Source organism: Rhodococcus sp. JG-3 (genome assembly GCF_000482405.1).
GTDB classification, from domain to species: Bacteria; Actinomycetota; Actinomycetes; order Mycobacteriales; family Mycobacteriaceae; genus Rhodococcoides; species Rhodococcoides fascians.
Map to the genome: position 1 here is coordinate 4134975 of NZ_KI519398.1, position 15830 is coordinate 4150804.

Genomic DNA, 15830 nt, shown 5'->3' on the forward strand with positions numbered 1-15830 from the left:
ACCCCACGCGCCAGTTATCCGTACAGCAGCGCCCGCCGTCAGGAACCCCACATGCCCCACGTCGTCACCCAGTCATGTTGCAGCGACGCGTCGTGCGTCTACGCGTGCCCCGTCAACTGCATACACCCCACCCCCGACGAGCCGGACTTCCTGACGGCGGAAATGCTGCACATCGACCCGCAGTCGTGTGTCGACTGTGGTGCCTGTGTGTCGGCCTGCCCGGTGGACGCCATCGTTCCCCAGGCCAAACTGACCGAGGCTCAACTTCCGTTCCTGACCATCAATGCCGACTTCTACAAGCAGGAGCGGCCGCCACGGCCGATTCTGGCTCCGGTCACGCCGGCCGCCTCGGTGTCGAGAGATCGCCAACCGCTCCGAGTGGCGATCGTCGGGTCCGGACCCTCGGCGATGTACGCGGCCGACGAGCTGCTCACGCAGCCGGGGGTCAGCGTCGATGTCTACGATCGGCTTCCGCAACCGCACGGTCTGGCACGCCTGGGTGTTGCACCCGACCACCAGAAGACGCGTCAAGTGTCACGGCTGTTCGAAACCATCTCGGCGCAAGAGGGATTCACCTATCACCTCGGCGTCGAGGTAGGAAAAGACGTGACGCACGACGAGTTGATGGACACCCATCACGCCGTGATCTATGCGGTCGGAGCGTCGTCGGATCGCGAACTCGGTATCCCCGGAGCCGAACTGCCCGGGCGCACGTCGGCGACCGACTTCGTCGCCTGGTACAACGGCCATCCCGATCACGCTCACCGCACGTTCGATCTGTCACACGAACGAGCGGTCGTCATCGGCAACGGCAACGTCGCACTCGACGTGGCCCGGATCCTGACCATGGACCCCGACGCACTCGCCGCGACCGACATCGCCCCCCACGCCTTGGAAGCGCTGCGCCACAGTGCCATTCGAGAGGTGATGGTCGTCGGTCGGCGCGGCGTGGCGCAATCCGCATTCACCGTGCCCGAATTCGCGGGACTGCTGACCGTCCCCGATATCGATCTCACCGTCGATCGCAGCGAGCTCGCACTGGATCCGGTGACGGTACGACTGGCCGGCACCAACGACCTGCCTCACGCGGTCGCCCAGAAGCTGCAACTGCTGCGGCACGTCGACGAGTCACCCGAGCACATCGACGGCCGAAAGCGCATCACGCTGCGCTACCTGCTCTCCCCCACTCGAATCCTGGGCACGGATCGGGTCACCGGCGTCGAGTTCGAGCGCATGGGTCTCACCGCCGACACCGACGATGGGGTGCGCAGTACCGCCACCGGCGAGATCGAAACGATCGACGCCGGCCTCGTCCTCACCTCGATCGGATACCGCGGCGTCGCGCTGCCAGGAATTCCGTTCGATCACGCAGTCGGCATCATCCCCAACCTCGGCGGCCGCGTCCTCGAGGAAGTGGGCGGATCCCCGTCGACCGGTACGTACGTCACCGGGTGGATCAAGAGAGGACCTTCGGGCTTCATCGGCACCAACAAGTCGTGTGCTCAGGAGACCGTCGGACATCTGGTCGCCGACTTCAACGCAGGCCGCCTGACCGATCCGATCGATCTGCCGAGCGCATGGACGGCGAGCTCGGGTCGAGGGTCGCTGCGTCGCTCGAAAGACAAATTGCTGGCACTGCGCCGATCCTGACCGATCGGCTCCGACACCCCACCCGGTCGGGATCAATGCGACTGTCAGTCGTTCTGAGTGCAACAAAGCCACATTCATCCGGGCAGGGGTGAGGTTGAAGCGTCTACTATTAGGGTAGGTACTTTCATCGGCCACCGATTCGCGGCGGGCCAACACCTCGAGGAGACCGAGATGCCGGGCCTGCGTCGCATCACAGCCACAGCTGCTGTCCCATTTGTCGGAATTGCCATGGCGCTCGCGTGCGCCGCACCGGCGCAGGCTCTGCCCACACCGGGCGATTTGGCAGATGTGCCGGCGCGGACGTCGATCTCGTACGAACACGTCCCGACGGGTACGTACGTCGGCAGCGCAGAGGACAATTCGGCACGTCCCGGGCTGTCGACGGTCAAGCTCTACATGGCCGACTACGTCGTGCGCTTCGGAGACGGTTCGCCGCGAGATCGCGACCTGGCCGCACGAATGGTCCAGGTCAGTGACGACGGTGCCGCGTCGGTACTCGACAACAAATATCCCCAGGCCATCGATTCGACGGCAACGGAGTTCGGACTCACCTCTACCTCGCGGGGCGGTTTCTGGGGCAGTTCCTACACCAGCACAGCCGACACCGTGCGATTCCTGGCGGCGAAGAAGCGAACAGACCCCGCCAGCCCGGTCCTCGGCTGGATGAACTCCGCCGCACCGGTTGCAGCCGACGGAACCGCGCAGGACTGGGGCACCCAGCAACTACCCGGCGTGACCGGTAGCAAATGGGGATGGGCCGACGACGGATCGAGCGTGGTTGCGTCCGCGTCGATCGGTGACGAATTCGTCGTCGCTTCCAACACGTATGGACCGCGCCGCTCACAGACCGACGACGTCCTGACAGCGCTAGGCGGCGTCGAGTTGACGGCGCCGCCCACTGCTTCTCCTGTACCGAACCTTCCCGTGATTCCCGGCCTGCCGTCGGTGGAAGAATTGCTGCTGATGCTCGCTCCTCGCTGACATGTTCGAATAACTTGTCGGACCCCTCCCCTACTCTGCGATTCACCGAAAAGTTCGGGGACCACACCGGGGGACGTGGAGGGGACGACGATGAGTCGTATCGATCTGGACAGTTTTCAAAATTTTCACCGCACCGGTCAAATCCGGCCGGACGCGGATCCGGTTCGCCTCGTCGAAATGGGCCTTGACTACGCCACTCGAGGGTCAGGTTGGAAGGCGTACGTTCGGCTGGTTGCAGACCGTCTCGCGAAATTCGAGTGCACGCCCGAAGTCGATCCTGCGTACGCCGTATCAGCACGGATACTCGACCACTCTGTCGACAGGCTGTTCGAGATCGGTTGGCAGCCGGCCGAACTCGCGCACGCTACTCGAAAGATGGTCGGGGGCGCGGCCGGGATGCTCGTGGTGGAGGCGATCGCCACCCATGCGGGGCGTTCCGCTGCCCTCACCAACGCACCCGATTCCTGGCGAGAGCAACTGATCGATCTGAAAATCGATTCCACCGCAGGCGTGTCCGTCGAACGCCTCCGAAGGTGGTGTGCGAGGCCTCGGGTCTCCGCGTCCGACTCCTGGAACACGGTGTTGACCGTCCTCGGTCATACGACCTCACTGGGTTCACTGGACAAGCTGGTTCCCATTCCATCGCAGTGGTCGTCGGTTCGATCCTCGGCAGCACCGTCGTCGGCCCGCAAGAGCGGCGTCTCGGATCCCAAGATGCTGGGCAAGATCCGGGGGTTACTGGCAAAGGCGGAGTCCACCCAGTTTCCAGCCGAGGCCGAGGCGTTTTCGGCGAAGGCTCAAGATCTCATGACCCGCTATGCCATCGGCCATGCGCTGCTCGAATCCGACAACCCGCGCGGTTCGATCGGCGACGTCACCACCCGCCGCATCTTGGTCGACAGTCCGTACTCGGAGGCCAAGTCTCTTCTCCTGCACAGTGTTTGCGAAGCAAATGGTGCCCGAACCCTGTGGTACAAGCGATTCGCTCTGGTCAACATCGTCGGGCTCGAAGTCGATCTGGATTTGTGCGAGCTGCTGTTCACATCGCTACTCGTGCAGTCTTCTCGCGCACTCGACGAACTTGCCGAATCACCGGAAGCCCGAGGTCGCAGCTTCAGGAAATCTTTTCTGATCGCGTACGCCCACCGTATCGGCCAGCGCTTGCTGGAAGCTCGGGAGCGAGCTACAAAGGCGGCGTCGGAGCATCACGGTAGCGCCTTGCTGCCGATCTTGGCCGAGCGCAGCGATGCCGTGGACAAGGCATTCACGGCCATGTATCCGTCGACAACGGAGGTGCGTATCGAGGCACGCGATCATGCGGGTCGACGTGCAGGCCGTGCCGCCGCCGAACGCGCCGACCTTACCGGTGGGCGCGAACGTATCGACAAATCAGATCTGGCCTCGTAGTGCGCGCTACATTGGCTGACATGACCGGTCTGGATACTCCGCTGACGCCACTTCGCTTTCTCGAACGCGCTGCGGAGGTTCATCCCCACAAGACCGCCGTGGAGGATGGTGCGCGCACCTTCACCTACGAACAGTTCGCCGCCGCCGTCACCCGGCTCGCGCGTGCTCTGCGCGCGTCGGGGGTCGGCCACGGCGATCGGGTGGCCTACATAGCGTCGAACTCGGCAGAGCTGCTGTTCGCGCATTACGCGGTGCCACTGGCCGGCGCCGTTCTGGTCGCCATCAACACCCGCCTCTCACCGGACGAAGTTCGGTACATCTGCGATCACTCCGGTTCGGTTCTGCTGGTGGGCGATTCGGCACTGCTGGCCGGTCTCGGAACAGATCCCATCGCAGATTCGGTCACCGAGATCGTCGAGACCCCCTCGGTGGACGGCACGTACGACAGGCTGCCGCACACCACGCGATACGACGCGTTCCTCGAACGGGGCACGGACGAACCGATGGAGTGGGAGGTCGACGACGAGACGTCGACCATCACGATCAACTACACCTCGGGCACCACCGGTCGACCCAAGGGCGTGATGTACACCCACCGCGGTGCTTACCTCAACTCCCTGGGAGAACTTCACCACCAGGGATTCGGGGTCGACACCCGCTATCTGTGGACTCTGCCGATGTTCCACTGCAATGGATGGTGCACCACGTGGGCGGTCACGGCCGCGTCCGGCACCCACGTGTGCCTTCGCGGAGTGCGCGGCGACGCCATCTGGTCGGCCATCGACAACGGCGTCGATCACCTTGCCGGTGCGCCGACCGTGTTGACCACTCTCGCCACTGCTGCAGAGGCACATTCACTCGATCGACCGTTGACCATCGTCACTGCGGGAGCTCCTCCGAGCCCGACGATCATCGCCAAGATTCGAGCATTGGGAGCAACGCTCGTACACGTCTACGGCCTCACCGAAACCTACGGTCCGTATTCGGTGTGCGAGGCGAAGCAGGAATGGCTCGAACTGGACGCCGACGAACAGGCCCGTCGCTTGGCTCGACAAGGAGTCGGCATGCTCACCGCAGACCGTCTGCGCGTGGTCCGCGACAAGCCTGGCCCCGGTGGGGTTTTGATCGATGTCGAGCCCGACGGCACCGAAATGGGTGAGATCGTCATGCGCGGCAACAACGTCATGAAGGGGTATTACAACGACACGGCCGGAACGACACAGGCTTTCGCGGGCGGCTGGTTCCATTCCGGTGACCTCGGGGTGATGCATCCCGACGGCTACGTTCAGCTACTCGATCGCGCCAAGGACGTCGTCATTTCCGGCGGCGAGAACATCTCCACCATCGAGGTGGAACAGGCACTGGCGAGCCATCCTGCCGTCGCGGACGTTGCGGTCATCGGGGTGCCCGACGACAAGTGGGGAGAGCGGCCGAAGGCGTTCGTGGTGCTGGTGGCCGGCGTGGACGTCTCGGAAGCCGAGCTCGTGGCGCACGTGAAATCGGCCATCGCGTCGTACAAGGCTCCGCGCAACGTCGAGTTCATCGTCGAGCTGCCGAAGACATCGACGGGCAAGATCAGGAAGAAGGAGTTGCGCGACGCCGAGTGGGGCACGTCCGCGTCCAAGATCAACGGATAGCAACTCTGGTCACGCCATCTGCACACCGGCAATTTCGGTGACGCCGCCCTTGCCGTCGAACGACAGCTGCCGAAATGCCACCTTCTCGACGAAGAACCTGTCGTGGCTCACCAGAATCACCGCGCCGGGAAAGGCCATCAGCGCACGTTCGAGCACCTGGGTGCTCTGCAGGTCGAGGTGGTTGGTGGGCTCGTCGAGCACGATGACGCCTGCGCCGAACAACAGGCACTGAGCCAATGCAACTCGTGCCTTCTGCCCTCCGGACAGCACGCCGATCTTCGATTTGAGATCCATCTCGGAGAACTGCAGCAACGTGAGAAAGCGGTGGACTTCCTTCTTCGTCGCCGTCAGAGCGAGACTGCCCGGCATCGCGTTGACCGAGTGCGACACGGTGTCGTCGAGATCGAGATCGGCGAGCACCTGGTTGTAATAGATGAACGACGGTGCCTTGGTCTTCCATTTGATCTTGCCACTGTCGGGTTGCTCGGCACCGACGAGAATGTCGACCAGCGTGGTCTTTCCGCATCCGTTGGGTCCGGTGATGGCGATACGGTCACCGCGGTGCACGGTGAACGAGATGTTCTCGAAGAGTCGTTGCTCGCCATAGCTTTTCGAGATTTCCGTGATCTCCGAGAGGTTGTCGTGCACATGCAAACCGCCGTAGATTGCGGTGACCACCGTGTCGACCGGGCGGGGGCTCTTGCTCTTCTTGATGTTCGCCAGTCGACGTTTGAGCACGCCGCTGGCGTTCTTCACTGCTTCCTTACGATCACTGATCGCTTCTTGCTCGTAGGCCAGCAGCTGCTGTTCGTTGCTGAACTCACGCTCGAGGTTCTTGAGTCGAAACTGCTTCTGCTGCACGTATTCCGAGTAGCTACCGTCGTAGGTCTGCAGGTGATGGTTTTCGATTTCGACGATGCTAGTGACGACCTGCTCGAGGAATGCGCGGTCGTGCGAGACAACGAGAAGAGCACCACGGAAGTCTCGTAGCCACCGTTCGAGCCACGCGATTCCGGCGACGTCGAGGAAGTTCGTCGGCTCGTCGAGGAGCAGGACGTCCGGGGCCTCGATGAGGATCTTGGCCAACGCCGCGCGGTTGCGCCAACCACCGGACAGTCGATCGACGGGGAGCTCACGCCGTTCGGCGTTGAATCCCAGCATCGACAGCACGGTGTCGATCTGTTGGTGGTAGGTCCAACCGCCACTGTTCTCCATGGCGTCGAGCAGTTCGGCTTGACGATCGACGAGCTTGTACATCTGCTTCTCGTCCAGGTCACCGCCCAATGCGGCCTCGACCTCGGCCAACTCGGTCTCGATTGCGTGGACAGCACCGAAGAGAGATTCGAGCTCCGTTTGAATGCTGCGATCGCCGTCCAGTTCGGAGAACTGCGAGAAGTAACCGATGCGAGCACCCTCTGTGACGTCGACGGTCCCCGAATCCGGGGTCTCTCGGCCGAGGAGAAGCTGTAGCAGGGTGGTCTTGCCTGTGCCGTTGCGGCCGATCAGACCGATGCGATCGCCGTCGGCGAGGCGGAAGAACACCTCACGCAACATCACCTTCTGGTCGTATCCCTTGGCAACGTCGTTCAAGCGAATCCAGCTCAAGCGTCCACTCCTGTAAAGCACGGGGTTCGCTGAGTCGTCGAACCGACTTGCTCACTGTAGTCGCGTCTGCGCGAACACTCCGCGTCGCCGATCAGGTCGACTCCCACAACCACAAGTAGTAATCGAGCCGTTCACGGTCGAGGTCTATGCCGTACGCATCCAAGAATGCATCGCAGTAGCTCCGGCCGAAGTTGTACTCGGTACTCCAGATTGCCGGTGCCAGGTCTGCCCAACGATCGGCGACGCCCATGCTGCCCATGTCCACGTGCGCTGCGCAGGATCCGTCGGCGGCGATCAGGGTGTTCGGCATGCAGGCGTCGCCGTGACACACGACCAGTCGATCGACCGACGGAGATTTCACCGGCAACTCGCGATCGCCGATACGAGAGACCACCGACCAGTCGAACGGGCACTGCGCGACGGGGACTGCATCGTGAAAGGCGCGAAGGCCGGTTGCCGCCGCTCGGACCGCGGTGGCCGGGTCCTCCATCCAGCGATCGGCGACGGCGTTCTCCCACGGCAGAGCCTCAGTCATCATCCAGGACCCGGTAGCGTCCGAACCGGTTTCGAGGACTTTCGGAACCGGGGTGTACCGAATTACCCAGTCCAGACGACACCGCTCGTCTTCCAGGTCGATCGAGCTTTCGACCGGCGTCCACTTGACGTAGCGCGCCTGGCCGAGGCGGAATGTCATGCCTCCCAGCACATTCGACCACACAGGTTCGATTCCGTCGTACCCTGCCAACTCTCGTACGACGGTCGGGACCGCGATACCGCCGTCGGGCACGCTCATTTGCCGGTGATTGTCGCAAGTGAATCGTTCGGCGGGGACACAACGACTGGATCGCGTCCGGACCACAGATCGAGAACTGCTTTGGGGCGTGCCAACAACTCTCGTGCGTAGTTCCGCACAACAGCGAGCGTGTTGCAGTCGATGCAATCGGCGGTCACGCCGTCGACCTCCAGATCCATGTCCTCGCACAGCGCCACGGCGCGCGAGACGTGAAGGGGTTGACTGATGATGAGTCCACGTTCGACGCCGAACGTCTCTTTCGCGCGGGCGCACGTGTCGTAGGTATCGATGCCGTGATCGTCTCCGATGATGACGTCAGGGTCGATTCCATGCTCGATCAGGTACTCGGTCATAGCCTGAATCTCGTTGCCGGACTTGCCGTCTGCATCACCGGAGACAAGGATTGCCTTGATCTTTCCTGCCTCCATCAACTGAATGGCGGTGTCGAGCCGACCGGCGAGAAAGCGCATCGGTTTGCCGTCGCGCACCTGGGCACCGAGAACGATCCCTACTGGCGCGTCCGGTGCGTCGTCGACGTCGTAGACCTTGCCCGCCGTCGCGTACGCAACCCATCCGGCCGATGCCAGAACGACCGTGACCAGCACTGCGACAACAGCGCACATCGCTTGTAGTAGTCGCCGAACCAGTCCTCGAGGCTTTGCTGTCGTACTCATGATCTCGTTTCGTCGGCTGCGGAAAACTCAACGTAGCTCACGAAATCGGCGAACCGTCGATCGCGCAGCGCACCCTCATCGATTCCACAGTGAACCCTCAGAAGAACCCTGCCCGTCGCGGCGATTGTCGGACGAGTACCGTCTTACCAGTGAATCCGCTGCTGACCTCTCGACGCTACGTCGACTTGCGTCTGCAAGCCAGCGCTACCTGTTGACGGTCCTCTAGACCGCAACCTCTCCGTCGGGCACATCGTCCCGATGAGCACTTTCTCGCCCACCTCTGTCGGCGTCTCTTCTTTTCGAAAGGCATAACCATGTCTGCGCCCAGCGCTACCCGTACGCGCCGTGTCCCTACCTGGGCAACCGCGTTCGGTCCACAAATCGTTGCCGGTCTCGTACTCGGTGTCGTGTTCGGGCTGATCGCTCGATCGATGCCCGACGCGGCCGACGGCAACGAAAACTGGTTGGTCGGTACCCTCTCGACCATCGGTTCGAGCTACGTCAAGCTGCTCACCGTCGCGGTCATTCCGCTGGTCTTCACGGCCATCGTCAGTTCCATCGCCAATCTTCGTGAAGTCACGAACGCTGCACGTCTGGCAATCCAGACGCTGTGGTGGTTCGCCATCACGGCGTTCATCGCGGTGATCATCGGCATCGTCATCGGTCTGGTCGCCCAGCCCGGATCGCGGACCAGCGCTGGGGCGGACTCGGCAGGAGATCCGTCCAGCGTCGGATCCTGGTGGTCGTTCCTCACCGGTTTGGTGCCGAACAACTTCCTCGCGCTCGGTGCGAAGACCACGGTTGCCGAGAGCGGTACCGCGACCACGTCGTTGAGCTTCAACATCCTGCAGTTGCTGGTGATCGCCGCTGCCATCGGTATCGCTGCACTCAAGGTCGGCAAGAAGGCCGAGCCCTTCCTCGCGTTCAACGCCTCGTTGCTGGCCATTGTCCAGAAGGTGCTGTGGTGGATCATTCGCCTCGCGCCGATCGGCACTGCTGCTCTGATCGGCAATGCTGTGGCCACCTACGGCTGGGACGCCATCGGTTCGCTCGGAGTGTTCACCGTCTCGATCTACGTCGGCCTGGCTGTTGTGTTCTTCGTGGTGTACCCGTTGATCGTTCGCGCTCATGGTCTTTCGGTGCGCGCCTTCTACTCGGGCGTGTGGCCCGCGACCCAGCTCGGTTTCGTCTCGCGATCGTCGATCGGCACTCTGCCTCTCACCGAGCGCGTCACCGAACGCAACCTGGGCGTGCCGCGTGAGTACGCCTCGTTTGCGGTACCGCTCGGGGCGACGACGAAGATGGACGGTTGCGCGGCAATCTATCCCGCCATCGCAGCACTGTTCGTCGCGCAGTTCTACGGTATCGACCTGACCATCACCGACTACCTGCTGATCATCGTCGTGTCTGTGATCGGTTCAGCGGCAACAGCAGGAACGACAGGCGCGACGGTGATGCTGACTCTTACGCTGTCGACCTTGGGACTGCCTCTCGCCGGCGTCGGCCTGCTGCTCGCAGTGGAACCGATCGTCGACATGGGCCGTACCGCGGTCAATGTCACCGGCCAGGCTCTGGTGCCGACCATCGTCGCCAAGCGGGAAGGCATCTTGAATCTCGAGCGCTACAACGCTCCGCGAAACGGCGATCCCTTCGTCGACGAGGAAGCCGAAGTGGAACTGGCTCGCTAGCAGGACGTTTCGAGCGACCGATCCCGACGACCGAGCAACTGGGTCGTCGGGATTTTTCGTCTATCGCGGTGGCGACAGCGCTTCGACCGATGCCGCGGTAGCACTGTCCACGGCCTCGACACTCGCGAAATAGTGTCGAAAGAACTCGCGCATGGTCTTGATGATCTCGATCTGCTGCTTGATCACAAAGCGAGCGGAGCCTTCTTCGCCGACAGCAAGGCGATGGAATTTGGCTCCGAGTTGTTGTGCTGACGGCAGATTGCCAAAAGCTTCAGGCCTCGACAGACCATTGGTCATCTCGAGCATCCTGGACAGGTCGAGCAAATAAATCTCGCATGCCCTGTCACACCGCTGGGCAACGTCCGATTCGACCGAGAGCTCGCCTGCGGAGGCTCGGTCCCGCAGCATCTGCCAATGAATGAGGTTGTCGGTGAGTCCGAACGATCTGTCGGTCATGCGTCTACTTCCTCACTTCGGTAGGTGCAGCTCGAGCTCGATTGCGTGCTCCATAACCTCTTCGCACGGATCACCCAAGGTGTCTTCTGAACCAATCGTGTCCACCACGAAAATGATCAGATTTCCGTTCACGTCAAGTGCGATGTCACATCCAGTTGGCGGGTTTCCTTGGTAGTCGGAGTTGTATTGAACTGCGTCACGCGAGCCGACCTGGACTGAGAGTTGCCGCTCGTTCTGTGGACTACGCAGATACTCGTCGATCGAGTTGATCGACGACATGACGGACAGGTAGTGCCAGGCCTCCGGCCCTCGTGCATCCCACGTGCAGTTCTTCCAACCCGGGTATGTGGTGATTCCTGCGAAGTCCGGCCGTTCCGTACTCACGTCCAAGCCGCTTGCTGTCACCGCAGATTTCGGGATAGTGCATGGATCGAATGGCTCTCGTGGACCCGGTGTCACCGCCGACGTGGATGTGTCCTCGCTCGCGACCGGGCTTCCATCTGTCGAGCCGACGCATCCCGTCAGCAACAGCACCGCGCTGCACGCCACAGCAATTCGACGTCCGGACATCACACGCATTCATCCAACCTCTCGACGCCGACGGCACTGACAGGTTGGACGCACGCAACGCGCGATCGGTTCCCTAGACGGGCTGCGAGGCCTCGATCTCCTGTGACTTCACGGAAGCAGGACTCCTACGTTCGGCTGCCCACACCCACAAGGCCAGCGAGATCAATGCGATCACTTCGGCAACGACGAGCACGCGCTCCACGTAGCCGAGGGTGACCACCCGATACCAGGGTCGCGTGCCGACGGCACCGACAACGAGTGCGTATGCGATCGGGAGCAGCGTGCAGACGGACAGCAGGCTCAGCCACAGTGTCGTTCGTGCCCGGACAGTCCATGGCCCCTGCCGAATCCAGGGCCGCGAGAACGCGAAGACCGCGACGGGGATGCTGACGAACGCCACTGCGGCACCGAGTCGGTGGATCGTCCCGCCGAGGCTCAGCGACGCGTCGTTCGACCAATCCTGCTTCGGCACGGCGACAACGGCAACAAGGCCGATCGTCCACAGCATCAGACACAAGGACGCTACCGAGGTGGGTCGGGTGAGCCGTTGTCGCACCGCGGCCAGCAGAGTAAAAGCAGAACCCAACGCGAGCAGGACGACCCCGATCGAGAACACCCACTGCTGTGCGCCGAGTCCGTATTCACTGATCGTGCGCCGAAGGTGCGAAGGCGTCTGCCATGCAGTGTGAGCATCGAGAACCAGAACGACCAGCGCTCCCAACGCGATCGACACGGTGCCGACCTCGGCCGGACGTATCGACACGAAGACCCCTCTCCCGGACGACGTCGGTCGCGTCCGACCTCCATGGTGCCCGAACCGTTGCTCGAACCCCCTTGGATCGTTGTGCGCGGAAACTCGGTCTCTGCTACGAGTTTCCGCGCACATGCGGCGAAGCCGCTCTACTCGGGAACAGAGCTGACGGTGAATGGCTCGACGGGTTCTCCCCCACGCTTGTCGAACTGACTGTTCACCACGAGCAGCCGATCATCGACTGCTGCAACGGTGGTGGGGTAGGCGAACGATGGGTCCGTGATTTCGCCGGTGACGGATCCGCGCCGGCCGTCATCGTCGAGGTCGACCTTCGAGATCAGCCCGTCCCGATTGCGGACGACGTACAGCGTGTCGTCGTCCATCTCCATCCCGTCGCCGTTCATGAGCGTTGCTCCGCCGAGATCGACCTGTGTCACCTCCTTGGAAGTCTTGTCGATGCGATACAGGTTGCCGGTGCTCGATTGCACGACGATCAGCGCTGTCTCGTTGTCGTTCTCGACGATGCCGTTCGCATTGAACCCGTCTCCATATACAAACGGAGTGCCGTCGAAACTCACGAACGGTTCCAACGGAGCGTCCTGCGTCCCAGCCACGATCTGATCGAAGGGAATGCGGTACAGCGCCGGGCTGCGTGAGTCCGTCACAAACGCATCGCCGTTGTCGGCAATCGCAACGTCGTTGAGGAACGTCGCGTCGGTGCCGAGACCGTTGGTGAACGTGGCCACCAGATCACCGGAATTGGCGTCGTACACCCACACCTTGCCTGTCGCTCCACCGGCGATCACCAAGTAATCGGGCCGATCGTCGTCATCGGTGACATCGATCCCCGCAGCACCGGTGCGTCCGTCCGCACCGCCGGGCAGGAACACCGATACATCCGGCGATCCGACGGTTCCGCGGAACACGGCACCGTCGGAAGTGGAGGTGACGTAGAACGTGTCGTCGGCGGCGGTGATGCCTTCGGGGAACACTCCTGTGCCCGGCAGGTTGTAGACGCCGACGTTCGATGGGCCGGACGAAGCCGATACAGACGACGGAGCGGAGGACGCCGGAGCTGACGATTCAGTGGGAGCGGAAGCGGGGGTCGGCTCCGGATCGGAGGACCCGCAGGCACCCAGCAGGAGTGTGGCGGCGGCAACAACGGGCAGTACCTGGAGGGCTCGTTTCACCCTCGCAAGTGTTCCATATGTCTCAATTTCTTGGCATTTCTCCTGGTGAGCAGATTTTCGGTCGAGACGTTTCGTACAGTCGTAGTCATGAGTGAGCTCTCCACCCTTGCCGCGACCAGCACTGAACTCGGCGGAATCGCCGGGTGGGCGGTGAGTTTGATGGAGGCGATCGGCGGTCCCGGTGCCGGTATTGCCGTCGCTGCCGAGAACTTCTTCCCGCCGCTACCCAGCGAGATCATCCTGCCGTTGGCCGGCTTCACCGCATCTCAGGGCGGGATGACGCTCTTCGGTGCATTGTTCTGGACGACGGCGGGATCGGTGCTCGGCGCTCTGGTTCTCTACTGGCTGGGCATCAAACTCGGACGTGACCGGATGTACGCCATTGTCGAGAAGATGCCGTTCGTCGGAACCGAGGATCTGACGAAGGCCGAGGACTGGTTCACCAGACACGGTCGGTCGGCGGTGTTCTTCGGCCGCATGATCCCGGTGGTTCGCTCGGGCATCTCGATTCCGGCCGGTGTGTCACGGATGCCGGTACTGCAATTCACGTTGTACACCACGCTCGGCAGCCTGATCTGGAACTCCATATTCGTGCTGGCCGGTTACTTCCTCGGCGAGAATTGGCATTACGTGGAGAACTACGCCTCGGTGTTCCAGTACATCGTCATCGGCATCGTTGTGGCGCTGATCGCGTGGTTCGTGGTGAAGAAAATGAAGTCGAGGCGCGTCGAGGTTGAGTGAACCTCACAGATCGTCGATATCGATGAAGCCGTCCTGCAGAGCCCTCGCCAACAATGCCGCTTTGGTGGGTGCCGTGCGCCCCACCGCGGAGTACTTGGCTCGGATCCGGGACAAGTGGGTGTTCACAGTTCCCATCGACAGATAGAGCGCCCGCGACGCCTCCGACTTGGAGTCGGACACCAGCCACGTGGTGAGCACTTCGATTTCACGAGCGCTGAGCCGCGGATCGGAGCCTTCGTGGATGCGGATGTCGAGAATTGTCATGAAAATCCTTGATATCGGGCACCACCGCTGTCCCGGCGGCGCGAACACAGCACATCACACCGCACTCTTTCCGTTGGGTCACTCCGGTTGATGACCGAGGTCGCTCTCACCCGAGAGTGAGTACTGTCACCGGCACCGTCACGGTCGGTCTCACCTCGGTAAAGTCCGTCCCCATGAACGAGCTCGACGCGACTGCCACCCATTTCGTCGAGGCGGCCGTCACATTGTTGGTCGCGGATCCTCGACGAATTCTCGACCGCGGTATGCGCATCGAGGACGTCGTCCACGCATCCGACTCGTCGACAGCGACGTTCTTCCGCAAGTTCAGCACCAAGGCCGACTTTCTCGACAAGGTGGTCGAGCAGCTGGCCCGGACCTCGCTGCCCACCGACGTCCACGAAACAGTTCGCAGCCAGGTGACGAACGGCGGTGCATCGATTCGCTCGACGATGACGGCGCTCGTTGCGCAGTACTTCCCGGCAATCGTCGACCGGCAAAGCATCACCGAGTCTCTTCTGGACCACGTTTTCGGCGGACCGTCGTCCCCGACCCTGTTGAGTGAGTACCGCGTCCGAGACCAAGCCGTACTGGGCGCGTTCGAGGCACTGTTCGACCCCGACGGCGGGGCCTTTCGCCGTCCCTTCACAGCCCGAACGTTCGCAGTGACGGTCAACGCAATCATCGATGGATTTCGCCTCCGCAGTCAGGCGGACGCCGCGTCCGTATCGGCCGAGGTGATGTCCGACGCGGTGCTTGCCTTTCTCGGGGCCGTCGTCGACACGTCCGGACGTCATCAGCACCTCGATGATGTGGGAGAAGTCGATTCACCGGTCGAGGAACGCCCGCTTCCTCGCGATCCTCGCGCTGCGATCGTCACAGCTGCGCGCGACGAGTTCGGAAAGCGTGGCTACTTCATGACGCGAATGGACGACGTCGCCGACATCGCAGGAGTGCCGAGGACGGCCTGCAAGACACTGTTTCCGACCAAGCCGTCCGTCATCGTTGCAGCCCTGCAGAATCGGGTCGATCATCTTCGCGAGTCGGTAGCCGACGACCAGTTGCTGGGCCTCGATGAACTCACGATTCTACGAAATCACATGCTGCGGTGCGCGCAGCTCGCCGCCGACGAAGTCGAATTCATGGACGCGCTCCTCGTCGCCGTCGCACACGACACGTACGGCGAGCCGGAGGGGTTGATCTCGATCAAGGAGAAACTCAACCTGCCGGCAATCATCGGGCCGGTCATCGCGCGGGGTCAGGACAGCGGGGTGTTCCGAAAGAGCTCGAGCCCAGTCGATCTCGCAGCAGGCATCACCAATACGCTGCTGATGCGATGCTTCACACGAAGACAGAACAGCCCGCAGGACAACGCGAACTTCGTCGCTGAACTCCTCCTCGACGGTCTCGGTGTGCACTGAGCATC

The 15830-nt window shown here is 62.3% G+C and carries 15 protein-coding genes; 7 read left to right on the forward strand and 8 right to left on the reverse strand.

The window, feature by feature from the left end; translation table 11 throughout:
- The first annotated feature begins 51 nt into the window (after positions 1-51).
- The 4 genes from K414_RS0120860 (at position 52) to K414_RS0120875 (ending at position 5675) form a co-directional block, all read left to right on the forward strand.
- A complete protein-coding gene (locus K414_RS0120860) occupies positions 52-1650 on the forward strand; it encodes an FAD-dependent oxidoreductase (RefSeq protein WP_027497705.1) in 1599 nt (532 codons plus the stop codon).
- Positions 1651-1821: 171 nt separating this feature from the next.
- On the forward strand, positions 1822-2631 hold the full coding sequence (locus K414_RS0120865) for a hypothetical protein (RefSeq protein WP_027497706.1): 810 nt from the start codon (positions 1822-1824) through the stop codon (positions 2629-2631).
- Between the two features lie 90 nt (positions 2632-2721).
- Positions 2722-4038: a DUF2786 domain-containing protein gene (locus K414_RS27540; RefSeq protein WP_152530455.1), complete on the forward strand. Its 1317-nt coding sequence runs from the start codon at positions 2722-2724 to the stop codon at positions 4036-4038.
- A 20-nt stretch (positions 4039-4058) separates the two neighbouring features.
- A complete protein-coding gene (locus K414_RS0120875) occupies positions 4059-5675 on the forward strand; it encodes an AMP-binding protein (protein ID WP_027497707.1) in 1617 nt (538 codons plus the stop codon).
- Positions 5676-5684: 9 nt separating this feature from the next.
- On the opposite strand, the gene K414_RS0120880 is transcribed toward K414_RS0120875, so the two are convergent.
- The 3 genes from K414_RS0120880 to K414_RS0120890 form a co-directional block, all read right to left on the reverse strand.
- Positions 5685-7280, reverse strand: coding sequence for an ABC-F family ATP-binding cassette domain-containing protein (locus tag K414_RS0120880; protein ID WP_027497708.1), 1596 nt, complete (start codon positions 7278-7280; stop codon positions 5685-5687).
- A 91-nt stretch (positions 7281-7371) separates the two neighbouring features.
- On the reverse strand, positions 7372-8073 hold the full coding sequence (locus K414_RS0120885; protein ID WP_027497709.1) for an aminoglycoside 3'-phosphotransferase: 702 nt from the start codon (positions 8071-8073) through the stop codon (positions 7372-7374).
- Positions 8070-8747: an ElyC/SanA/YdcF family protein gene (locus K414_RS0120890; protein WP_051365204.1), complete on the reverse strand. Its 678-nt coding sequence runs from the start codon at positions 8745-8747 to the stop codon at positions 8070-8072. The genes K414_RS0120885 and K414_RS0120890 overlap by 4 nt, the downstream gene beginning before the upstream one ends.
- A 314-nt stretch (positions 8748-9061) precedes the next feature.
- Here K414_RS0120890 and K414_RS0120895 point away from each other — a divergent pair, with 314 nt between their 5' ends.
- A complete protein-coding gene (locus K414_RS0120895; protein ID WP_027497711.1) occupies positions 9062-10435 on the forward strand; it encodes a dicarboxylate/amino acid:cation symporter in 1374 nt (457 codons plus the stop codon).
- Between the two features lie 60 nt (positions 10436-10495).
- Here the strand turns inward: K414_RS0120895 and K414_RS0120900 are convergent, their stop codons facing one another.
- The 4 genes from K414_RS0120900 to K414_RS0120915 form a co-directional block, all read right to left on the reverse strand.
- Positions 10496-10891: a hypothetical protein gene (locus tag K414_RS0120900; protein ID WP_027497712.1), complete on the reverse strand. Its 396-nt coding sequence runs from the start codon at positions 10889-10891 to the stop codon at positions 10496-10498.
- A 12-nt stretch (positions 10892-10903) separates the two neighbouring features.
- A complete protein-coding gene (locus tag K414_RS28320) occupies positions 10904-11470 on the reverse strand; it encodes a DUF3558 domain-containing protein (RefSeq protein WP_072692261.1) in 567 nt (188 codons plus the stop codon).
- 64 nt (positions 11471-11534) lie between these two features.
- Entirely contained in the window at positions 11535-12224 is a 690-nt protein-coding gene (locus tag K414_RS0120910) for a DUF998 domain-containing protein (protein WP_237606246.1), read from the reverse strand.
- A 137-nt stretch (positions 12225-12361) separates the two neighbouring features.
- Positions 12362-13402, reverse strand: coding sequence for a hypothetical protein (locus K414_RS0120915; RefSeq protein WP_027497715.1), 1041 nt, complete (start codon positions 13400-13402; stop codon positions 12362-12364).
- 87 nt (positions 13403-13489) lie between these two features.
- On the opposite strand from K414_RS0120915, the gene K414_RS0120920 reads away from it, so the two are divergent.
- Positions 13490-14143: a DedA family protein gene (locus K414_RS0120920; protein ID WP_027497716.1), complete on the forward strand. Its 654-nt coding sequence runs from the start codon at positions 13490-13492 to the stop codon at positions 14141-14143.
- Between the two features lie 3 nt (positions 14144-14146).
- Here K414_RS0120920 and K414_RS0120925 read toward each other — a convergent pair whose 3' ends face one another.
- The gene (locus K414_RS0120925) at positions 14147-14407 is read right to left on the reverse strand and encodes a LuxR C-terminal-related transcriptional regulator (protein WP_027497717.1); all 261 of its coding nucleotides are present in this window, start codon (positions 14405-14407) and stop codon (positions 14147-14149) included.
- Positions 14408-14580: 173 nt separating this feature from the next.
- Here K414_RS0120925 and K414_RS0120930 point away from each other — a divergent pair, with 173 nt between their 5' ends.
- Complete coding sequence (locus K414_RS0120930) at positions 14581-15825, forward strand: TetR/AcrR family transcriptional regulator (RefSeq protein ID WP_027497718.1); 1245 nt, start codon at positions 14581-14583, stop codon at positions 15823-15825.
- The last annotated feature ends 5 nt before the right edge of the window (positions 15826-15830 follow it).